Source organism: Streptomyces sp. 2131.1 (genome assembly GCF_900105515.1).
Classification (GTDB): Bacteria; Actinomycetota; Actinomycetes; order Streptomycetales; family Streptomycetaceae; genus Streptomyces; species Streptomyces drozdowiczii.
Genome location: NZ_FNSY01000001.1, coordinates 5360261 through 5381899, shown reverse-complemented (window position 1 = coordinate 5381899; position 21639 = coordinate 5360261). Strand labels below are relative to the sequence as shown.

The 21639-nt window shown below is 73.2% G+C and carries 16 protein-coding genes; 10 read left to right on the top strand and 6 right to left on the bottom strand.

Annotated features, from left to right (window positions below; all coding sequences use genetic code 11):
- Nucleotides 1-21: 21 nt before the first annotated feature.
- On the top strand, nucleotides 22-909 hold the full coding sequence (locus BLW14_RS24180; RefSeq protein WP_093710836.1) for a hypothetical protein: 888 nt from the start codon (nucleotides 22-24) through the stop codon (nucleotides 907-909).
- Nucleotides 910-1038: 129 nt separating this feature from the next.
- On the opposite strand, the gene BLW14_RS24175 is transcribed toward BLW14_RS24180, so the two are convergent.
- The 3 genes from BLW14_RS24175 to BLW14_RS24165 form a co-directional block, all read right to left on the bottom strand.
- Entirely contained in the window at nucleotides 1039-2595 is a 1557-nt protein-coding gene (locus BLW14_RS24175; RefSeq protein WP_093709284.1) for a DEAD/DEAH box helicase, read from the bottom strand.
- Nucleotides 2596-2679: 84 nt separating this feature from the next.
- Nucleotides 2680-2883, bottom strand: coding sequence for a cold-shock protein (locus BLW14_RS24170; RefSeq protein WP_018518748.1), 204 nt, complete (start codon nucleotides 2881-2883; stop codon nucleotides 2680-2682).
- Between the two features lie 294 nt (nucleotides 2884-3177).
- Complete coding sequence (locus BLW14_RS24165) at nucleotides 3178-3684, bottom strand: pyridoxamine 5'-phosphate oxidase family protein (RefSeq protein ID WP_093709283.1); 507 nt, start codon at nucleotides 3682-3684, stop codon at nucleotides 3178-3180.
- Nucleotides 3685-3860: 176 nt separating this feature from the next.
- Here BLW14_RS24165 and BLW14_RS24160 point away from each other — a divergent pair, with 176 nt between their 5' ends.
- Both BLW14_RS24160 and BLW14_RS24155 read left to right on the top strand, forming a co-directional pair.
- Nucleotides 3861-4784: a rhomboid family intramembrane serine protease gene (locus BLW14_RS24160; RefSeq protein ID WP_093709282.1), complete on the top strand. Its 924-nt coding sequence runs from the start codon at nucleotides 3861-3863 to the stop codon at nucleotides 4782-4784.
- 37 nt (nucleotides 4785-4821) lie between these two features.
- Nucleotides 4822-6042, top strand: a complete 1221-nt coding sequence (locus BLW14_RS24155; RefSeq protein WP_093709281.1) for an SLC13 family permease — start codon at nucleotides 4822-4824, stop codon at nucleotides 6040-6042.
- A gap of 133 nt (nucleotides 6043-6175) precedes the next feature.
- Here the strand turns inward: BLW14_RS24155 and BLW14_RS24150 are convergent, their stop codons facing one another.
- The 3 genes from BLW14_RS24150 to BLW14_RS24140 form a co-directional block, all read right to left on the bottom strand.
- Nucleotides 6176-7636, bottom strand: coding sequence for a glutamate synthase subunit beta (locus tag BLW14_RS24150; RefSeq protein ID WP_093709280.1), 1461 nt, complete (start codon nucleotides 7634-7636; stop codon nucleotides 6176-6178).
- Nucleotides 7629-12188 (bottom strand): glutamate synthase large subunit, encoded by a 4560-nt coding sequence (gene gltB / locus BLW14_RS24145; RefSeq protein ID WP_093709279.1) that lies wholly within the window; start codon nucleotides 12186-12188, stop codon nucleotides 7629-7631. The genes BLW14_RS24150 and gltB overlap by 8 nt, the downstream gene beginning before the upstream one ends.
- Nucleotides 12189-12597: 409 nt before the next feature.
- The gene (locus tag BLW14_RS24140; protein WP_018518742.1) at nucleotides 12598-13332 is read right to left on the bottom strand and encodes a VIT1/CCC1 transporter family protein; all 735 of its coding nucleotides are present in this window, start codon (nucleotides 13330-13332) and stop codon (nucleotides 12598-12600) included.
- Nucleotides 13333-13605: 273 nt separating this feature from the next.
- Here BLW14_RS24140 and BLW14_RS24135 point away from each other — a divergent pair, with 273 nt between their 5' ends.
- From BLW14_RS24135 to BLW14_RS24105, 7 genes are read left to right on the top strand one after another with little or no spacing between them, the layout of a single operon-like run.
- On the top strand, nucleotides 13606-14931 hold the full coding sequence (locus BLW14_RS24135; protein WP_256332869.1) for an ADP-ribosylglycohydrolase family protein: 1326 nt from the start codon (nucleotides 13606-13608) through the stop codon (nucleotides 14929-14931).
- Nucleotides 14928-16214 (top strand): ADP-ribosylglycohydrolase family protein, encoded by a 1287-nt coding sequence (locus BLW14_RS24130; protein WP_093709278.1) that lies wholly within the window; start codon nucleotides 14928-14930, stop codon nucleotides 16212-16214. Before BLW14_RS24135 ends, BLW14_RS24130 begins: the two co-directional genes overlap by 4 nt.
- Nucleotides 16111-17343 carry an ADP-ribosylglycohydrolase family protein gene (locus BLW14_RS24125; RefSeq protein WP_093709277.1) on the top strand — a complete coding sequence of 411 codons (1233 nt, stop codon included), beginning with the start codon at nucleotides 16111-16113 and terminating at the stop codon, nucleotides 17341-17343. The genes BLW14_RS24130 and BLW14_RS24125 overlap by 104 nt, the downstream gene beginning before the upstream one ends.
- Nucleotides 17340-18719, top strand: a complete 1380-nt coding sequence (locus BLW14_RS24120; RefSeq protein ID WP_093709276.1) for an ADP-ribosylglycohydrolase family protein — start codon at nucleotides 17340-17342, stop codon at nucleotides 18717-18719. Before BLW14_RS24125 ends, BLW14_RS24120 begins: the two co-directional genes overlap by 4 nt.
- Nucleotides 18716-19600: a ribokinase gene (gene rbsK, locus BLW14_RS24115; protein ID WP_093709275.1), complete on the top strand. Its 885-nt coding sequence runs from the start codon at nucleotides 18716-18718 to the stop codon at nucleotides 19598-19600. The genes BLW14_RS24120 and rbsK overlap by 4 nt, the downstream gene beginning before the upstream one ends.
- Nucleotides 19597-20796, top strand: coding sequence for a CaiB/BaiF CoA transferase family protein (locus BLW14_RS24110; RefSeq protein ID WP_093709274.1), 1200 nt, complete (start codon nucleotides 19597-19599; stop codon nucleotides 20794-20796). Before rbsK ends, BLW14_RS24110 begins: the two co-directional genes overlap by 4 nt.
- Entirely contained in the window at nucleotides 20793-21605 is an 813-nt protein-coding gene (locus tag BLW14_RS24105; RefSeq protein ID WP_093709273.1) for an HpcH/HpaI aldolase/citrate lyase family protein, read from the top strand. Before BLW14_RS24110 ends, BLW14_RS24105 begins: the two co-directional genes overlap by 4 nt.
- The last annotated feature ends 34 nt before the right edge of the window (nucleotides 21606-21639 follow it).

The following is a 21639-nucleotide window of genomic DNA, read 5'->3' as shown; positions in this document are numbered from 1 at the left end:
GTGGCGAGCGGGGGTACGGACGTGCCGGAGAGCCCCCGCCGCAGCCCCGTCGAGCACGGCTTCCCGCATCTGGACACGGTCCGCTCGGCGATCACCGCGCTGTACCGGAGGCTGTCGGTGGACGGTGTGGAGCGGTACGCCACCAGTCTCGCCCCGGTCGACGCGGCCTTCGCGGACGCGGACGATCTGCACCTGGGCGCGCAGCGGGTGGCGCGGGCGATGGTGCGCCACTACCGGCTGCCGGACGCGCGGATGATCGTGGCGTTCCGGCCGATGGAGCACGCGGGCAGTGTCGAACTCGCGGCGGGGCCCGAGTACTTCGTGGAGCTGAACGACCGATTCCGTACGCATCGCCGGGACATCGGGGCGGCCCTGTCGCACGAGGTCGCGCATGTGCTGCTGCACCGGCTGGGCCTGGAGTTCCCCGGTACCCGGGACAACGAGATCCTCACCGACACGACGGCGGCGTACCTGGGGGCGGGCTGGCTGCTGCTGGACGCGTTCCGCGAGGACGCGGTCACCAGCCAGAAGCTCGGCTATCTGACACCGGAGGAGTTCGGGTACGTGCTGGCCAAGCGGGCTCTGCTGTTCGGCGAGGACCCCTCGCCGTGGTTCACCAGCCCGCAGGCGTACACCGCGTACACGGAGGGCCGGGCCCGGGCCCTGCGGGACGCGGAGCAGCCGCCGCTGACGGCGGCGGGGTGGGCGGGGCGGCGGCGGTACGCGCGGGACCGGCGGTCCGCTTCGGGGATGCCAGGGGGGCCGTACGCCTTCGAGGCCGGCGGGGACGGCGGGTTGCGGGTGGCGTTCGCGTGCCCCATGTGCTTCCAGCGGAACCGGGTCGCGGTGCGGGGGCGGGTGCGGGTGCGGTGCGCGCTGTGTCGCGCGGTGCTGGACTGCACGACCTGAGGTCCGTTGCTCGGGGGCGCTGCCCCCGGACCCCCGCTCCTCAATCGCCGGAGGGGCTTGAATGGACCACCGGAGAGGCACGGTCTGCCCGGCCGGAGGGGCTGGAGTGGCCCCTCCGGCGGGTGGGGGTTATGCGGCGCGGCGGCCGCGCGACGGGGACGCGCCCCGGCCGGTGCCGCGGGCGGCGCCGGTGCGGGGGGCTGCGCCCCGGGTGGTGCCTGCCGTGCTCGACGCGGCACCGCGGCCGCGCCCGCGGCCGCGGCTGCCCGAGCGGGTGCCGGCAGGGCGGGCCTTGGGCTGGGCCGGCTGCGGGACCTCTATGACGACCGCGACTCCGGAGGGCTCGCGGGCGCCGGTGATGCGGGTGAGTTCCTCGTCGCTCGACTTGATGCGGGTGGTGCGGGGTGCGATGCCCGCGTCCTGCATCAGGCGGGTCATGTCCCGCTTCTCGTCGGGCAGCACCAGCGTGACGACGCTGCCGGACTCCCCGGCCCGGGCGGTGCGACCGCCGCGGTGGAGGTAGTCCTTGTGGTCGGTCGGCGGGTCCACGTTGACGACGAGGTCGAGGTCGTCGACGTGGATGCCGCGTGCGGCCACGTTGGTCGCGACGAGGGCGGTGACCTGGCCGTTCTTGAACTGGTCCAGGGTCCGGTTGCGCTGCGGCTGCGAGCGTCCGCCGTGCAGCGCGGCGGCGCGCACCCCGCTGGCGAGGAGCCGCTTGGCGAAGCGGTCGGCGGCGCGCTTGGTGTCGACGAACATGATCACGCGGCCCTCGCGGGCGGCGATCTTCGTGGCGACGGCCTTCTTGTCGGTCTCGTCGAGCACATGGAGGACGTGGTGCTCCATGGTGGTGACGGCACCGGCGGACGGGTCGACGGAGTGCACGACGGGGTCGGTCAGGAACATCTTGACGAGGCGGTCGATGTTCTTGTCCAGGGTCGCGGAGAACAGCATCCGCTGGCCGTCCGGCTCGACCTGCTTGAGCAGGGCGGTGACCTGCGGCATGAAGCCCATGTCGGCCATCTGGTCGGCCTCGTCCAGGACGGTGATCGCGACCTGGTCCAGGCGGCAGTCGCCGCGCTCGATGAGGTCCTTGAGCCGGCCGGGGGTCGCGACGAGCACCTCGGCGCCGCGCCGCAGGGTGGCGGACTGCTTGGTGATCGACATGCCGCCGACGACGGTGGCCAGGCGCAGGTTGACCGCGGTGGCGTACGGGGTCAGCGCGTCGGTGACCTGCTGGGCGAGCTCGCGGGTCGGGACGAGGACGAGGGCCAGGGGTGCCTTCGGCTCGGCGCGGCGGCCGGCGGTGCGGGCCAGGAGCGCGAGGCCGAAGGCGAGGGTCTTGCCGGAGCCGGTGCGGCCCCGGCCGAGGATGTCGCGGCCGGCCAGCGAGTTGGGCAGGGTGGCGCCCTGGATCGGGAACGGCTCGGTCACGCCCTGCGCGGCAAGGGTTTTCAGCAGGGCTGCGGGCATGTCCAGCTCGGCGAACGCGTCGACGGCGGGCAGTGCGGGGGTGATGGTTTCGGGCAGCGCGAATTCGCCCTGCGGCGGCGTGGCCCTGCGACGGGGCGACGCCTTTCCGGATCCCTTGCCGGAACCCTGCGCTGTTGCCTTGGGCCGGTCCGTGCCGCGTCCCCTCGACGGGCGGTTGCGGGCGGGACGGTCCTGACGTTCGGAGCGGGTCATATGGGGATTGTCCTCCTGGGACAGCACGAGCCGGGGCCCGCACCTCACGGTGCGGGCCCCGGCTGCGAGGTACGCGTCCGACGCTTAGGCGGGGACGATGTTCTCCGCCTGCGGGCCCTTCTGGCCCTGCGTGACGTCGAAGCTGACCTTCTGGCCCTCGACGAGCTCACGGAAGCCGGAGGCGTTGATGTTCGAGTAGTGGGCGAAGACGTCGGCGCCGCCGCCGTCCTGCTCGATGAAGCCGAAGCCCTTTTCGGAGTTGAACCACTTCACGGTTCCAGTAGCCATGTCATTCTCCTAAGGAGGTGCAGTGCCGGAAATTCGCACTTTACGAATTCCAAGTCGCCGCATTGAGCCCCATCCGGAGAAAGCCGGAAAACAATAAAGCGCCTGACGAAGCATTCCCGTCAGGCGCACATAATGTTCATGGGTACCAAAACTGCAACGGGACCAACGGTAGCACGACTCGCCGCCGTGTGGCGGAGGCGGGGCGGGTGGGTTCGTCACGGCGCTCGGGTGCCGGGGGTCGCCCGGGGCTTCTTCTCGGCAGGCACCCGCCCATGGTCCGCCCGCCCGCCGCTCTCAGCGGTCCTCGGTGACCGTACCCGCCTCGTTGCCCCTGCGGAGTGTGCGCAGCGGGCGGCCGGGGCGCCAGGTGGTGATGACGATGGTGTCGCCGCCCTCCAGGCCGACGCGCACCACCTCGGTGGGGTCGACGCGGAACAGGTGGAAGGGTTCGGGCGGGGTGCGCTCGTCGATGAAACGGGCGAGCACGGCGGGGTCGGTGATCTCGACCGCCCGGCCGGAGATGCGGACGTCGCCGTCGGCCATGTCGGAACCGGGGCCGGGGTTGGCGTGCACGGAGAAGCGGGGGTCGCGGCGCAGGTCGAGGGCCTTGCGGGAGTCCGGCATCATGCCGAGGTGCGGCTCGTCCTCCCAGAAGTCGATCTCCAGGCCGGTGAGCCGGGGCGATCCGTCCTTGCGGAGCGTGGCGAGGACGTGGTGCCTGTATTGCGCGAACCGGCGGCGCACGGTGTCGGCGAAGTCGGGTTCGGCGGTGCGGAAGTCTGTCCAGGTGCTCGTGGTCATGGGCCCATGCAACTCGGCAATCCCGACATCCTCTGTCCGGTTTCCCGCCGGTCCGTCGTCCCCCACCCGTTCGGGTGTGCGGAGCCCGGGTCGGGGCGGTCGTCGCGCGTTCGCTATCTTGATCGCCGCCGTCCCCCCACCGGCCCCCGATCCCCGTACAGACGAAGGAGCCGGCCATGGAGGCCGCCGCCAGCACGTGCTACCGCCACCCCTCGTACGAGACGTATGTGAGCTGCGTCCGCTGCGAGCGCTTCATATGCCCCTCCTGCATGCGGGAGGCGGCGGTCGGCCACCAGTGCGTGGAGTGCGTGAAGGAGGGTCAGCGGTCGGTGCGCCGGGCCCGGACGGTGTTCGGCGGGACGGTGGCGCGGAGCGCGGTGCCGGTCGTCACGTACGCGCTCATAGCCCTCAACGTCCTCGCGTACGTGGCGGAGCTGATACGCCCGGGGGTCGTCGACCGGTTCGCGATGACGGGCGCCGGGCTGACCGACGCGGACGGCGGGCGGTACCTCTACGTCGACGGGGGCATCCCCGGGCTGGACGCGGTCGGGGTGGTGGACGGCGAGTGGTACCGGCTGCTGACCGGGTCCTTCCTGCATCTGCCGCCGGAGGGCACGTCGTTCGGCGCGCTGCCCTTCGGGGTGCTGCACATCGTGTTCAACATGTACGCCCTGTGGAATCTCGGCCGGGTCGTCGAGGAGCAGCTGGGCCGGGTCCGTTTCCTCGCCCTGTACCTGCTGGCCGCGCTGGGCGGTTCGGTGCTGGTGTACCTGGTCTCGCCGTCCGACCAGGTGGTGGGCGCGTCGGGGGCGGTGTTCGGGCTCGCGGCCGCGTTCTACGTCATCAGCAGGCGCCTGGGCCGGGACGTGCAGGCGGTCAACAGCTTCCTGGCCGGGTTCCTGGTGTGGATGCTCATCTCGGCGGCCTTCACCTCGTGGGAGGCGCACCTGGGCGGGCTGCTCACCGGGGCGGCGGTGACCGTCGTGTACGCGTACGCCCCCGCCGGGCGGCGTACGGCGGTGCAGACAGCCGGTTGTGTGGTGCTGGCGGCGGTGCTGATCCTTCTGGTGGTCCTCAAGACGTCGGCGCTGACCGGCTGAGCGGGGCCGGGGTGGCCCGGTCTGACACGATGAGCGCATGCGGAACGATCACTTCACGGAGCGCTCGCGTGCCCTGGTGCGGCGGCTGCATCCCCTGGACTGGCTGGCCGGCGGGCTGCTCCTGCTCGGAGTGGTCTTCGCGGCGACCGGGCTGCTGCCCGCCGGTCCGGCGCAGGACCAGCTGCGGCGCATCGGGCCCCTGCTGGCGTTCCTGGCCACGGTGATCGTGCTGGCGGAGCTGGCGGGCCGGGCGCAGGTCTTCGACGTGGTCGCGGCGTGGGTGGCGCGGGCGGGGCGGGGGCGTTATCCGCTGCTGTTCGGGCTGTGCGTGGCGTTCGCGTCGCTCACCACGATCACCCTGAACCTGGACACCACGGCCGTGCTGCTGACTCCGGTGATGCTGGCGCTGGCCGGGCGGGTGGGCATCGCGGCGGTGCCGCTGGCGATGACGACGGTGTGGCTGGCCAACACGGCGAGCCTGCTGCTGCCCGTATCGAATCTGACCAATCTGCTGGCGGCGGACCGGGTGGCGCTGTCGCCGGCCGGGCTGGCGGCCGTGATGTGGCTGCCGCAACTGGCGGCGATCGGGATGACGGCTCTGTGCCTGTGGGTGTTCTACTGGCGCCGGGGCCGGCGGGGCGCCGACACGTACACCCCGCCGCCGGTGCCGTCGCCGGAGGACCGGGTGCTGCTGGGTGTGTGCTCGGTGGCGTGTGCCGGGTTCCTGCTGGCGATCCTGGCGGTGGACGTGCCGCTGTGGTCCGCCTCGCTGGTGGCGATGGTCGTCGTGGTGGCGGCGTACGCGGTGCGGCGCCGCGAGGAGCTGCGGCTCTCGCTGGTCCCGTGGCGGCTGCTGGTGCTGGTGCCGGGGATGTTCCTGGTGGTGGAGACGGTCAACGCGCACGGGCTGCACGAGCTGCTGGTGCGGGCGCTCGGCTCGGACGACGGCCTCGCGGGCATGCTCCGCACCGCCGGGGTGGGCGCCGGGCTCGCCAACGTGCTGAACAACCTTCCGGCGTACGTGGCGGGCGAGGCGGTCGTCCCGGCGGACAACCACCATCAGCTGCTGGCCCTGCTCATCGGGGTGAACGCGGGCCCGCTGGTCACGCCGTGGGGATCGCTGGCGACGCTGCTGTGGTTCGAGCGGTGCCGGTTCCAGGGGACGCGCATCGGCGTACGGCGGTTCGCGCTGACGGGTCTGGTGCTCGCGGTGACGGCGACGGCGGCCGCGACCTGTGCGCTGGCCCTGACCGTCTGAGGTCCGGGCCGCCCGGGCCTGCCCGTACCCGGCTCCGAATGCGCCACGGCGCCTGCCGAATCGTCCGGTCGGGGACGGGCAGGCGCCGCGTTCAGTTCCGCACGCCGTTGTGCGGGACGTCTGGTGTGCCGTATCAGACCATCAGGGAACGGTCCGTCGGGCGGATCGGGGCCGGCAGGGCGCTGGCTCCGGTCAGGAAGCGGTCCACGCCGCGTGCCGCGGAGCGGCCCTCGGCGATGGCCCACACGATGAGGGACTGGCCGCGGCCCGCGTCACCGGCGACGAAGACGCCGTCGACGTTGGTGGCGTAGTCCGCGTCGCGGGCGATGTTGCCGCGCTCGTCGAGCTCCAGACCGAACTGCTGGACCAGACCGTTGGCCTGGTCGGTGCCGGTGAAGCCCATCGCGAGCGTGACCAGCTGCGCGGGGATGACCCGCTCGGTGCCGGGCTTCTGCTCCAGCTTACCGTCCTTGAACTCCACCTCGATCAGGTGGAGGGCCTGGACGTTGCCGTCCTCGTCGCCCTCGAAGTGGGTCGTCGAGACGGAGTAGACCCGCTCGCCGCCCTCCTCGTGCGCGGAGGTGACCTTGTAGAGCATGGGGAAGGTCGGCCAGGGCTGGTTGGCGTTCCGCTCCTCGCCCGGCTTCGGCATGATCTCCAGCTGGGTGACCGACAGGGCGCCCTGGCGGTGCGCGGTGCCGACGCAGTCGGCGCCGGTGTCGCCGCCGCCGATGACGACGACGTGCTTGCCCTCGGCGGTGACCGGGGAGACCGTCAGGTCGCCCTCCTGCACCTTGTTGGCGAGCGGGAGGTACTCCATCGCGAAGTGCACGCCGTTCAGCTCGCGGCCCGGGACGGGCAGGTCGCGGGAGACGGTGGCACCGGCGGCGATGACCACGGCGTCGTAGCGGCGGCGCAGCTTCGCGGCGTCGATGTCCCGGCCGATCTCGATCTCGGTGCGGAACTTGGTGCCTTCCGCGCGCATCTGCTCGATGCGGCGGTTGATGTGCGACTTCTCCATCTTGAACTCGGGGATGCCGTAGCGGAGGAGGCCCCCGATGCGGTCCGCGCGCTCGTAGACGGCGACGGTGTGGCCGGCCCGGGTCAGCTGCTGGGCGGCGGCGAGGCCGGCCGGACCGGAGCCGATGACGGCGACGGTCTTGCCGGAGAGGCGCTCGGGCGGCTGCGGGGTGACGTCGCCGTTGCCCCACGCCTTGTCGATGATCGAGACCTCGACGTTCTTGATGGTGACTGCCGGCTGGTTGATGCCGAGCACGCACGCCGACTCGCAGGGGGCCGGGCACAGCCGCCCGGTGAACTCCGGGAAGTTGTTCGTGGCGTGCAGCCGCTCGGAGGCGGCGGACCAGTCCTCGCGGTAGGCGTAGTCGTTCCACTCGGGGATGAGGTTTCCGAGGGGGCAGCCGTTGTGGCAGAACGGGATGCCGCAGTCCATGCAGCGGCCGGCCTGCTTGCTGATGATCGGGAGCAGCGAGCCCGGAACGTAGACCTCGTTCCAGTCCTTGACGCGCTCGCCCACCGGGCGGGTCTCGGCGACCTCGCGGCCGGTGGTCAGGAAGCCCTTGGGGTCAGCCATTGGTCGCCGCCTCCATCATCTTCTCGGTGGTCTCCTGCTCGGAGAGACCGGCGAGCTCAGCGGCGTCCTTGGCGGCGAGCACTGCCTTGTAGGTGGACGGGATGATCTTGCTGAAGCGGGCCACCGCGGTGTCCCACTCGGCGAGGAGCTTCCCGGCGACGGTGGAGCCGGTCTCCTCCTGGTGGCGGCGCACGACGTCGTGCAGCCACTGCTTGTCGGTGTCGGTCAGCTCCTCGACCGCGCCGAGGTTGCCGGCGTTGACGTTGTCGCGGTCGAGGTCGATGACGTACGCGATACCGCCGGACATGCCGGCCGCGAAGTTGCGCCCGGTCTCGCCGAGCACCACGGCGTGGCCGCCGGTCATGTACTCGCAGCCGTGGTCGCCCACGCCCTCGGAGACGACGGTGGCGCCGGAGTTGCGGACGCAGAAGCGTTCGCCGGTGCGGCCGCGCAGGAACAGTTCGCCGCCGGTGGCGCCGTAGGCGATGGTGTTGCCCGCGATGGTGGAGTACTCGGCGAGGTGGTCGGCGCCGCGGTCGGGGCGGACGACGACGCGCCCGCCGGACAGGCCCTTGCCGACGTAGTCGTTGGCGTCGCCCTCCAGGCGCAGCGTGACACCGCTGGGCAGGAAGGCGCCGAAGGACTGGCCCGCGGAGCCGGTGAAGGTGATGTCGATGGTGTCCTGGGGCAGGCCCGCACCGCCGAACTTCTTCGTGACCTCGTGGCCGAGCATGGTGCCGACGGTCCGGTTGATGTTGCGGATCGCGATCTGCGCGCGGACCGGCTGGGCGGCCTCGGGGCTGTCGGCCTTGAGGGCGTCGGCGGCGAGCTTGATCAGCTCGTTGTCGAGGGCCCGGTCCAGGCCGTGGTCCTGGTCGGTGTTCCGGTACCGGACCGCGCCTTCGGGCAGTTCGGGGACGTAGAACAGCGGGGCGAGGTCGAGGCCCTGTGCCTTCCAGTGGGTGACGGCCCGGTCGGTGTCGAGCAGCTCGGCGTGGCCGACGGCCTCCTCGATCGTACGGAAGCCCAGCTCGGCGAGGAGCTCGCGGACCTCCTGCGCGATGAACTCGAAGAAGTTGACGACGTACTCGGCCTTGCCGGAGAAGCGGTCGCGCAGGACCGGGTTCTGGGTGGCGATGCCGACCGGGCAGGTGTCGAGATGGCAGACGCGCATCATGACGCAGCCGGAGACGACGAGCGGCGCGGTCGCGAAACCGAACTCCTCGGCGCCGAGCAGCGCGGCGATGACGACGTCGCGGCCGGTCTTGAGCTGGCCGTCGGTCTGCACGACGATGCGGTCGCGCAGGCCGTTGAGCAGCAGGGTCTGCTGGGTCTCGGCGAGGCCGAGCTCCCAGGGGCCGCCCGCGTGCTTGAGACTCGTGAGCGGGGAGGCGCCCGTGCCGCCGTCGTGGCCGGAGATGAGGACGACGTCCGCGTGGGCCTTGGAGACACCGGCGGCGACCGTGCCGACGCCGACCTCGGAGACCAGCTTCACGTGGATGCGGGCGACCGGGTTGGCGTTCTTGAGGTCGTGGATCAGCTGAGCCAGGTCCTCGATGGAGTAGATGTCGTGGTGCGGGGGCGGGGAGATGAGGCCGACGCCCGGGGTGGAGTGCCGGGTCTTGGCGACCCACGGGTAGACCTTGTGGCCGGGCAGCTGGCCGCCCTCGCCGGGCTTGGCGCCCTGGGCCATCTTGATCTGGATGTCGTCCGCGTTGACCAGGTACTCGCTGGTGACACCGAAGCGGCCGGAGGCGACCTGCTTGATGGACGAGCGGCGCGCCGGGTCGTAGAGCCGGTCGGCGTCCTCGCCGCCCTCACCGGTGTTGGACTTGCCGCCCAGCTGGTTCATCGCGATGGCGAGGGTCTCGTGGGCCTCGCGCGAGATGGAGCCGTAGGACATGGCGCCGGTGGAGAAGCGCTTGACGATCTCCGAGACGGGCTCGACCTCGTCGACGTCGATCGACGGGCGGTCCGACGTGAAGCCGAACAGGCCGCGGAGCGTCATCAGGCGCTCGGACTGCTCGTTCACCCGGTCCGTGTACTTCTTGAAGATGTCGTACCGGCGGTTGCGGGTGGCGTGCTGGAGGCGGAAGACCGTCTCCGGGTCGAACAGGTGCGGCTCGCCCTCGCGGCGCCACTGGTACTCGCCGCCGATCTCCAGCGCGCGGTGCGAGGCGGAGATACCGGAGGCGGGATAGCCCTTGGTGTGCCGGGCGGCGACCTCCTTGGCGACGACGTCGAGTCCTGCGCCGCCGATCTTGGTGGCGGTGCCGTTGAAGTAGCGGTCGACGAAGGCCTGGTCGAGGCCGACCGCCTCGAAGACCTGGGCGCCGCGGTAGGAGGCGACCGTGGAGATGCCCATCTTGGACATGACCTTCAGGACGCCCTTGCCCAGCGCGTGGATCAGGTTGCGGATGGCGTCCTCGGCCTCGATGCCCTCGATGAAGGTGCCGGCGCGGACCAGGTCCTCGACGGACTCCATGGCCAGGTACGGGTTGACCGCGGCGGCGCCGTAGCCGATCAGCAGGGCGACGTGGTGGACCTCGCGGACGTCACCGGCCTCGACCAGCAGGCCCACCTGGGTGCGCTGCTTGGTGCGGATGAGGTGGTGGTGGACGGCGGAGGTGAGCAGCAGCGAGGGGATCGGCGCGTGCTCGGCGTCGGAGTGCCGGTCGGACAGGACGATCAGGCGGGCGCCGTCCTCGATGGCGGCGTCGACCTCGGTGCAGATCTCCTCGATGCGGGCGGCCAGGGCGTCGCCGCCGCCGCTCACCCGGTAGAGGCCGGAGAGCGTGGCCGCCTTCATGCCCGGCATGTCGCCGTCGGCGTTGATGTGTATGAGCTTGGCCAGCTCGTCGTTGTCGATCACCGGGAAGGGCAGGGCGACGCTGCGGCAGGACGCGGCGTTCGGCTCCAGGAGGTTGCCGGAGGGGCCGAGAACGGAGCGCAGCGAGGTGACGAGCTCCTCGCGGATGGCGTCCAGCGGCGGGTTGGTGACCTGCGCGAACAGCTGGGTGAAGTAGTCGAACAGCAGCCGGGGGCGGGCCGAGAGCGCGGCGATCGGCGAGTCGGTGCCCATGGAGCCGAGCGGTTCGCCGCCGGTGCGGGCCATCGGGGCGAGGATGACGCGCAGCTCTTCCTCGGTGTAGCCGAAGGTCTGCTGGCGGCGGGTGACGGAGGCGTGCGTGTGGACGATGTGCTCCCGCTCGGGGAGGTCCTCCAGCTCGATCTCGCCGGTCTCCAGCCACTGCTGGTAGGGGTGCTCGGCGGCGAGGGACGCCTTGATCTCGTCGTCCTCGATGATGCGGTGCTCGGCGGTGTCCACGAGGAACATGCGGCCGGGCTGCAGGCGGCCCTTGCGGACGACCTTGGCGGGGTCGATGTCCAGGACGCCGACCTCGGAGGAGAGGACGACGAGTCCGTCGTCGGTGACCCAGTAGCGGCCGGGGCGCAGGCCGTTGCGGTCGAGGACCGCGCCGACCTGGACGCCGTCGGTGAAGGTGACGCAGGCCGGGCCGTCCCAGGGCTCCATCATCGCGGAGTGGTACTGGTAGAAGGCGCGGCGGGCCGGGTCCATGGAGTCGTGGTTCTCCCACGCCTCGGGGACCATCATCAGCACCGAGTGCGGCAGCGAGCGGCCGCCGAGGTGGAGCAGCTCCAGGACCTCGTCGAAGGAGGCGGAGTCGGAGGCGTCGGGGGTGCAGACGGGGAAGATCCGGTCGATCGGCGCGTCGCCGAAGAGGCCGGAGGCGAGCTGGGACTCGCGGGCCTTCATCCAGTTCCGGTTGCCCTTGACCGTGTTGATCTCGCCGTTGTGCGCGACGAAGCGGTACGGGTGTGCGAGGGGCCAGCTGGGGAAGGTGTTCGTCGAGAAGCGCGAGTGGACCAGGGCGACCGCGGTGGCGAAGCGGGGGTCGGAGAGGTCCGGGAAGAAGGGCTCCAGCTGACCGGTGGTGAGCATGCCCTTGTAGACGATGGTGCGGGCGGAGAGCGACGGGAAGTAGACCCCGGCCTCGCGCTCGGCGCGCTTGCGCAGCACGAACGCCTTGCGGTCCAGGGCGATGCCGGTGCTCGCGCCGTCCGAGACGAACAGCTGGCGGAACTCGGGCATGGTGGCGCGGGCGCCGTTGCCGAGGATGTCCGGGGTGACCGGGACCTCGCGCCAGCCGAGGACGGTGAGGCCCTCCTCGCCGGCGATCTTCTCCAGGGCGCGGACGGCCGCGGTGGAGTCGTCGGCGGGCAGGAAGGCGATACCGACGGCGTAGGCGCCGGCGTCGGGGAGGGCGAAGGGGACCTCGGCACGCAGGAAGGTGTCCGGGACCTGGAGCAGGATGCCGGCACCGTCACCGGAGTCGGGCTCCGAGCCGGTGGCGCCGCGGTGTTCGAGGTTGCGGAGCACGGTCAGCGCCTGCTCGACCATCTCGTGGCCGGGCACACCGGTCAGAGTGGCTACGAACCCCACGCCACAGGCGTCGTGCTCGTTGCGGGGGTCGTACATGCCCTGGGGGGCGGGGCGACCGTCCATGGGCGACCAGGCGTCGGTGCGCATCGGCTCTCCCGTCGTCGTCGTGGCATATGCAGTGCCGAGGGACGACGTTGGCCCTCTGCGAAATTTCGTGCAGATTACATGATGGGGCGCTTCTCAAAAAGCGGATGAACCGTTCCAACATGCGGACACCGTGAAGGACGGTGGAATGGGTCGCTGTCGGAGGATCGGCGCCCGGGAGACGCGGAGAGCAGGCGTCGTTGCCTGCGGTGTCTACGGCTCTTGCCCGGTGGCGGAACAAACGAAACCGCCGGGTTGTGGCTACTTATGTGCAGCCCTGCATAGAGACTCATTTTACGGTGCTGGGAGCGTTCCCGCCCAGTGGCGCGGACCAAGACGTACGTCACACGCGTGGCGTACGCGTAACGGGCCGGTTGCGCGACCGGCCCGTTACGGCGGGAAGAAGTTCCGGTCAGCCGCCCACGGCCACGCCGAACAGCGCGCCGAGCCCGTACGTGATCGCGGCGGCCGCACCACCGAGGGCCAGCTGGCGCAGTCCGCTGAACCACCAGCTGCGGGCGGTCACCCGGGCCACCACCGCGCCGCAGCCGAACAGCCCGGCGAGCGCCAGCAGCACGGCCGGCCACAGCGCGCTCGCCCCCAGCAGGAACGGCAGCACGGGCAGCAGCGCGCCGAGCGCGAAGGCACCGAACGAGGAGAAGGCGGCCACCAGCGGCGAGGGCAGGTCGCCCGGGTCGATGCCCAGCTCCTCGCGGGCGTGAATTTCGAGGGCCTGCTCCGGGTCGCGCGAGAGCTGCCGGGCGACCTCGCGGGCGAGCGCGGGCTCGACGCCCCGGGACTCGTAGAGCGCGGCCAGCTCCCGCTCCTCGTCCACCGGGTGCTTGCGCAGCTCGCGCCGCTCGACGTCCAGCTCGGCCTCGACCAGCTCGCGCTGGGAGGCGACGGAGGTGTACTCGCCGGCCGCCATGGAGAAGGCGCCGGCGGCCAGTCCGGCGAGGCCGGTGATGACGATGGTGCGGTGCGAGACGTCGCCGCCGGCGACCCCGGTCATCAGGGCGAGGTTCGAGACGAGCCCGTCCATCGCACCGAAGACCGCCGGACGCAGCCAGCCGCCGTTGACGTCGCGGTGGGTGTGGTTGTCCCGGTGCGCCTCGTGCAGTACGGCGTCGGTCTCGATGATGGCCACGGCTTATCCCTCTCCCCTGCTTCCGGCGACGGACCTCCTGCCCGCCCGCCGGTGCTCGACACCATCGAAAGTACGCACGAAAAATCGCTCCTGCCAGCAAGGAAGGCCGTACTTACCACGCTATGTGACCGGATAGGTACGGCTTGCCTTGCTGTCCGGAAGGTTTCATCCGAGTGGCCCTTTTGTGTGCATAACCGGCCTTCGTCCGGGCTCCGCGTGGAACGGATCCCACAGGGACGAGTACTGGCTCGGTACGAGCGAAGGGTCGACGCGATGGAGACGGTCGCAGGAAATCCGACGGCGCCGCGGACGGGCGGCACACGGACGGCACACCCCCCGGACGAGCCGGCCCCGGGCGGGGCGCGCGACCGGGCCAGGGGCGCGCTGCTCGGGCTCGCGGTCGGGGACGCGCTCGGCGCCCCGGCGGAGAACATGCGGCCGTCCGAGATCCGCCGCCGCTGGGGGCGGATCGAGGGCTTCGTCAGCGACGACCCGGCGGGCACCGACGACACGGAGTACGCGATCTTCTCCGGGCTGCTGCTGGCCCGGCACGGCTCGGAGCTGACGGTCACCGACGTCGAGCGGGCCTGGCGGCTGTGGATCGCCGACGTGGACGAGGGGCCGTTCCGGGGCGCCGGCTTCAGCGAGCGCGGCACGCTGGAGAACCTGCGCCGGGGCCTGGCCGCGCCGATCTCCGCGCAGCACCGGCACGCCTGGAGCGACGGCCTGGCCATGCGGGCCGCGCCCTTCGGCGTCTTCGCGGCCGGGCGGCCCGCCGAGGCGGCCCGGCTGGTCGCGGTCGACGGCCGGGTCAGCCACGAGGGCGAGGGCATCTACGGCGGCCAGGCGGTGGCCGCCGGGGTGGCCGCCGCGATGACCGGCGCCTCGGTCACCTCCGTCATCGCCGCCGCGCTCTCCGTCGTCCCCATGGACTCCTGGACCGCCCGCTCCCTGCGCCGCGCGGTGACCACGGCGCAGCGCCCGTACCCCGACCGCCTCACCGGCGAACGCGCGGTCCGCTCGGCCGTGGTGGTCGGCGGCTACCCGTGGACCGACCTGGCCCCGGAGGCGGTGGGCCTGGCCTTCGGCGCGTTCGCGGCGGCGCGCGGCGACTTCCGTACGGCGGTGCTGACGGCGGTCAACATGGGCCGCGACGCCGACACGACGGCGGCGGTGGCGGGCGCACTGTCCGGCGCCCTGCACGGCGCGTCGGCGATCCCGCGCATCTGGTCGGATGCGATCGGCCCGGTCCGCGGCAGCTGCCTGCCGTCGATGCGGGGCCACCACGTGGTGGACATCGCGGACCTGCTGGTGGCGGGGGCCGCCGCGGCGGCCGCGACGGACGAACCACCGCGCCGTACGCCGACGGCCGGCCGGACGGCGGGCCGGGCCGAACGAACGGGTCACAGCCCAGCGGCGGCCCACGAACCGGACCGGGTGATCCCGGCCGAACGGACCGGTCACAGCCCAACCAACGAACCGGACCCCGAACCGGACCGGGCGGGCCCGGCCGCACCGACATGCCGTGCCCTCGTCGAGGACACACCGCCGGCCCCCGCCGCGGCCGGGTCCGCGGGCGCCGGGGCGGTGTCCCGGTGAGCGGCCGGCGTGCCCGCGTCGAGGGGCTGCTCATCGGGCTGGCCTCCGGGGACGCCGCGGGGTGGCCCGCGGCCCGGCACCGGGCGGCGCGGATGCCGGAGTGGACCCGGCGCCTGACCCGCGAGCTGGACACCTTCGCCGAGCAGAACGCGACGACCACCCTCCCCGTGCCCATCGCGCTCAACCAGCCGCCCGAGCCGCTGCGGCTCGGCCCGTCCGACGACGCGGAGTGGGCGGCGTTCGCGGCGGGGACGGTGCTGGCGGCGGCCGGACCGGGGCAGGGGCGGGCCGCCGCGGGCTCCGCACCCGGACAGCCCCGGCTCGGCCCGGACGACGTCGACGGACGGGTACGGGCCGCCGTGGCCGGGGCCTGGAACGCGCTGGCCGCCGAGGTCGCCGCCGCCGCGGCCCGCGCGCCCGAGGTGGAGGCGGCGGTGCTGCCGCTGCGGGCCCGCATCTCGGTGCGGGCCGGGCTCGGCAACCTCGCCGCCGGGCTCCGGCCGCCCGCCACCGGCCACGACAACCCGCACTACTTCGACGACGCGGCGTGCGTACGGGCGGCCGTGCTGGCGGTCGTCCACCCCGGCGACCCCGGCGCGGCGGCGGACCTCGCGGAGTACGACGCGCGCTTCACCCAGGACGGCGACGGGGTGCACGGGGCGCGGGCGATGGCCGCCGCGAGTGCCGAGGCGCTCGGCGGGGCGGACGTCGACGCGGCGGTGAACGCCGCGCTCGCCCAGCTTCCCGACGGCACCGAGATCGCCCGCAACGCGGCCCACGCGGTCCGGATCGCCCGGGAGTTCGCCGGGGAGCGGGCCGGCGCATTCGCCCTGGTACCGGTCCTGGAGCACCAGATCGTGGACCACGTCTACAGCTACGGGATCGCCGCCGCCGAGACCGTACCGGTCGCCCTCGCGCTGGCCACCGCCTCCCGGGGCGACATCGCGCAGGCCGTGCCCGCGGCGGCCTGCCTGTCCCGGGTCGCGGACTCGGCGCCCGCCCTGGCCGGGGCGCTGACCGGGGCGCTGGGCTCGATCGCCTCCGTGCCCGACGGCTGGCGGGAGACCTGCCGGACGCTGGCGGGCTGCGCGCTGCCCCGCCTCGCGGGCACGGATCTGATCGAACTCGCCGGGCTGCTGGCAGCCACGGAACCGGCGTCCCGGGGTGGACAATTCGGACATGACCTCCACCGTGCCCCTGGCGCCCACGACGTCCCCCTCCTCCCCCACGACAGCCGCGGCGTCCCTCTCCCCCACGACAGCCACGACGCCCACGCTCGATGACCGGATCGCGGGCGCCCTCGTCGGCGCCGCGGTCGGCGACGCGCTGGGCGGCCCGGTCGAGGGCCGCTCACCGGAGCAGATCGCGGCCCGCCACGGGGGCGGGGTCACCGGGATCGTCGGCCCCTGGGACGGCGACGACTGGCGGACCGCCCGCCCGATCGCCCCGTACCACAAGGGAGATGGGCACGTCACAGACGACACCCTGATGACCCACGCGCTGGTCCGGGTGTACGGGAAGGTGCGCGGCCACCTCGACGCGTACGCGGTCGCCGACCACCTCGTACCGGAGATGATCGGCGAGCCGCGCTGGATTCCGGAGCTGGAGGCGGAGGCGCTGCCGCTCCAGCGGGTCTTCCTGGCGGAGAAGTGGATCGTCGCCCGGCTGCACTACGGCCACGTCGACCCGCGCGAGGCGGGCGCCGGGAACATCGTCAACTGCGGGGCGGCGATGTACATGGCCCCGGTCGGTCTGGTCAACGCCGCCCACCCGGGGGCGGCGTACGCCGAGGCGATCGACGTCGCGGGAGCCCATCAGTCGAGTTACGGCAGGGAGGCGGCAGGCGTCTTCGCGGCGGGCGTCGCCGCCGCCTGCGCGCCCGGGGCGACCCCCGCGTCGGTCGTCGAGGCGTGCCTGTCCCTCGCCAAGGACGGCACCCGCTCCGCCATCGAGGCCGTCTGCGAAACCGCCGCCCGCCACCAGGACTTCGAGGCCGCGATCGCCCCGCTGCGCGAGGCCGTCGCTCCCTTCGACACCGTCGGCCCCGACTACCGCGCCCCCTCGCTCGGTGCCCGCCGCCCGTCCCGGCTGCACGCCATCGAGGAGCTGCCCGTCGCGCTCGGCATGCTGCTCGTGGCCGGAGGGGACTACCGGCAGGCGGTGCTCGGCTCGGTCAACTACGGCCGCGACTGCGACTCGATCGCCACCATGAGCGGCGCGCTCGCGGGCGCGCTCCACGGCGAGCGGGCCGTCCCCGCGGACTGGGCGGCCACGGTCGCAGAGGCCAGCCGCCTCGATCTGCGCGCCCCGGCCCGGACGCTGGCGGAGGTGGCCCGCGAGGTGTTCGCCCGGGACACCGCCCGCCGCCGCGCCCACGAGGCCGCCTTCGCGACGCTGGCGGGCACCCCGTGACCGCAGAGGTGCGCGTGACCTGGGTGCAGCCGGAGGACCTGGTGGGCCACGAGCTGCGGCAGGCCGGCGAGGACGGCCGCGACGCGCGCGCTCTCGCCCGCCGCTGGTACGAGGCCGGCGGCTCCCCAGCCCCGGAGCGCGCCGGCGCCTCCGCCCCCGGTGCCCCGCCCGGCCTGCGCGCGGTCGCCGAACGGCTGCTCGACGAACTCGCCCTGCTGGAGTCCCCGCTGGCCGCCGACGAGCCGGACGGCCTGGACGCGATCAGGGCCGCCTGCCCGCAGTGGCCTCACGCCCGGCGCGTACGGCCGGCCGGCCGGGAGCGGCTGCACGCGGCCTGGCTGGGCCGCGCCGCCGGCTGTCTGCTGGGCAAACCGGTCGAGAAGCTGCCGCTGGAAGGCATCCGCGCCCTGGCCCGGGCCACCGGCAACTGGCCGCTGGACACCTGGTTCACCGCCCGGGGCCTGCCGGCTCCGCTGGCCGCCACCTACCCGTGGAACCGGCGCTCCGCGTCCACCTCGCTCGCCGAGAACATCGACGGGATGCCCGAGGACGACGACCTCAACCACCCGCTGCTCGCCCTGCTGCTGCTCCAGCGGCACGGCACCTCGTTCACCACCGCGGACCTGGCCCGGCTGTGGCTCGACGAGCTCCCGGCGGGGCGTACGTTCACCGCCGAGCGCATCGCGTACCGCAATCTGCTCGACGGCATCGAGCCGCCGGACACCGCCCGGTGCCGCAACCCGTTCCGGGAGTGGATCGGCGCGCAGATCCGGGCCGACGCGCACGGCTGGACCCGGCCCGACGACCCGGCCGGCGCGGCGGAGCAGGCGTACCGCGACGCGGTCCTCACCCACACCGGGAACGGCGTCTACGGCGCGATGTTCACGGCGGCGGCGCTGGCCGAGGCCGCCGCGGGCGAGACCGACGTGCACGGCTGCCTCGCCACGGGCCTGCGCGTGGTGCCGCCGCGCTCCAGGTACGCGCGCGCGGTACGCGACGGCATCGCCGCGGCCCGCGAGGAACGGGACTTCGATACGGTCGTCGACCGGTTGCACGCGGCGTACGGCAGGTATCACTGGGTGCATGTGCTGCCCAACGCGGCCCTGCTGGCCGCCGCCCTCACCCACGCCGACGGCGACTTCACCGGCTCCGTCTGCAAGGCGGTGTCCGGCGGCTGGGACACCGACTCCAACGGCGCGACCGCCGGTTCGCTCGCCGGTCTGCTCGCCGGGCGGCCGGACGCGCTGCCCGAGCGGTGGACGACCCCGCTGAAGAACCGGCTCGCCACGTCCGTCCCCGGCTTCGACGGGACCGGCTTCGACACGCTGGCCGACCTGACCCACCGGCTCACCCACGAGGAGGCACTCCGCCCATGACCAGGATCGCGGTGCTCGGCAGCACCAATATGGATCTGGTGGCCTACGTCGACCGGGCCCCGGAGCTCGGACAGACCGTCACCGGACGGGAGTTCCGCACCATCCCCGGCGGCAAGGGCGCCAACCAGGCCGTGGCCGCCGCCCGCGCGGGCGGCGACGTGCTGATGATCGGCGCGGTCGGCGACGACGAGTACGGCGTACGGATGCGGGAGAACCTGGAGCACTCCGGCGTCGACACCGATCTGCTGCACACCGCCGAGGGTCCCAGCGGCACCGCGCACATCGTGGTCGACGCCAAGGGCTCCAACGCGATCGTGGTCATCCCCGGCGCGAACGGGACCGTGACCGCGCTCGGTCCGGGCGAGATGGCCGCCATCGCCGAGGCGGACCTGCTGCTGCTCCAGCTGGAGCTGCCCATGTCCGCCGTGATCGAGGGCGCGCGGGCCGGCCACGCCCAGGGCGTACGGACCGTGCTCACCCCCTCTCCCGTGCAGGAGCTGCCCTCCGAGCTCCTCGACCACGTCGACCTGCTGGTCCCCAACGAGCACGAGGCGGCCGAACTGTCCGGCTACGACGACCCGCACGCCGCGGCGGAGATCCTGCTCGGACAGGTCCCGGCGGTGCTCATCACGCTCGGTTCGAAGGGCTGCCTGTACGCGGCCCGGGGCAGCCGGACCATCCACTTCCCCGCCCCGGACGTCACCGCCGTCGACACCACCGGCGCCGGGGACACCTTCGTCGGCACCCTCGCCGTGGCGCTCGGCGAACGGCGGCCGATCCCGCAGGCCATCGCCTGGGCCTCGGCCGCCGCCGCGCTCTGCGTGCAGAAGCCGGGCGCCTCGGTCTCCATGCCGTACCGCAGCGAAATCGACGCCGCGTGAGCGCCCCCGCGGCGCCGCCGCTGACCGGACTGCGGGTCGTCGACCTCGCCACGCTCTTCGCGGGCCCGCTCTGCGCGACGATGCTCGGCGACTTCGGCGCCGAGGTGATCAAGGTCGAGCACCCGACGCGCCCCGACCCGTCCCGGGGCCACGGCCCCGCCAAGGACGGCGTCGGCCTGTGGTGGAAGCTCCTCGGCCGCAACAAGCGCAACCTGACGCTCGACCTCTCCGCCCCGGAGGGCCGCGATCTGCTCCTGCGGCTCGCTGCGGACACCGATGTGATCATCGAGAACTTCCGGCCGGGCACGCTGGAGCGGTGGGGTCTCGGCCCCGACGAGCTGCACGCCGTCAACCCGCGGCTCGTGCTGGTACGCGTCACGGGCTTCGGCCAGTTCGGCCCGTACGCCCACCGGCCCGGCTTCGGGACGCTCGCCGAGGCGATGAGCGGCTTCGCGGCGATCACCGGGGAGCCGGACGGGCCGCCGACCCTGCCGCCGTTCGGGCTCGCCGACTCGATCGCCGCGCTCGCCACGGCGTACGCGGTGATGGCCGCGCTGGCCGGCCGGGACCGCACCGGAGAGGGGCAGGTCGTCGACATGGCGATCATCGAGCCGATCCTGACCGTGCTCGGCCCGCAGCCCCTCTGGTACGACCAGCTGGGTTACGTGCAGCCGCGCACCGGGAACCGGTCGCGCAACAACGCCCCGCGCAACACCTACCGCACCTCGGACGGGCAGTGGGTGGCCGTCTCGACCTCCGCGCAGTCCGTCGCGGAGCGGGTGATGCGGCTGGTCGGGCGGCCGGACCTGATCGACGAGCCGTGGTTCGCCTCGGGCTCCACCCGCGCCGAGCACAGCGACGAGCTGGACGAGGCCGTCGGCCACTGGATCGCCCGGCACTCCCGGGATGAGGCCCTGTCCGCGTTCGAGAAGGCGGAGGCCGCCATCGCGCCCATCCACGACGTCCGGGACGTCATGGAGGACCCGCAGTACCGCGCGCTGGACTCGGTCACCGAGGTCGACGATCCGGAGCTGGGCCCGCTGCGGATGCAGAACGTCCTCTTCCGTCTCTCCCGGACCCCGGGGGCGATCCGCTGGACGGGGCGCCCGCACGGCGCCGACACCGAGGAGATCCTCGCCGAGCTGGGGCTGAGCGGGCCCGAGATCTCGGCCCTGCGGGCGGAGCGGGTGCTGTGAACGCGGCGGCGCCCCTCACCCTGCTGTACGTGCCCGGGGACCGGCCGGACGTCGTGCGCAAGGCCGCCGCCTCGGGGGCGGACGTGGTGATCGTGGACCTGGAGGACGCGGTCGCCCCCGACCGCAAGGAGTACGCCCGCGCCGCGACGGTGGAGCTGCTGTCCGACCCGCCGTCCGGCGCGGCGCCGCCGGTGCATGTGCGGGTCAACGACGAGGCGGACGTCCTGGCGCTGGCCGGGCTGCCGGGGCTCGGCGGGCTGCGGCTGCCGAAGATCACCCACGCCGCGTCCGTGCACCACGTCGCGGCGCTGGCCCCCGGGGTCGCCCTCTGCCCGCTGCTGGAGTCGGCCCTCGGCATCGAGCACGCGTACTCGGTGGCCGCCGCCCACCCCCAGGTCCGCGCCATCGCCCTGGGCGAGGCGGACCTCCGCGCCGACCTCGGCGTACGGGAGGACGCGGGGCTCGACTGGTCGCGCAGCCGGGTGGTGGTCGCGGCCCGGGCGGCCGGACTGGCCCCGCCGACGCAGTCCGTCTTCGCGGACGTCCGGGACCTGGACGGCCTCTGGTCCTCCTGCGCCCACGGGCGCGCCCTGGGTTTCCTGGGCCGGGCGGCGATCCACCCCCGCCAGCTCCCGGTGATCGAACGCGCCTTCCGCCCGACCCCGCAGGAGGTCGAGGCCGCTTGGGAGATCATCGAAGCGGCCCGCGACCAGACGGGCGCCCAGGCCCTGCCGGACGGCCGCTTCGTCGACGCGGCGGTGGTTGCGCAGGCGCGGCGGACGCTGGCGCTGGCCGAACGAAAGCGGTGAGCCGGCACTCCACCTGACCCCTTTGTCCTCAATC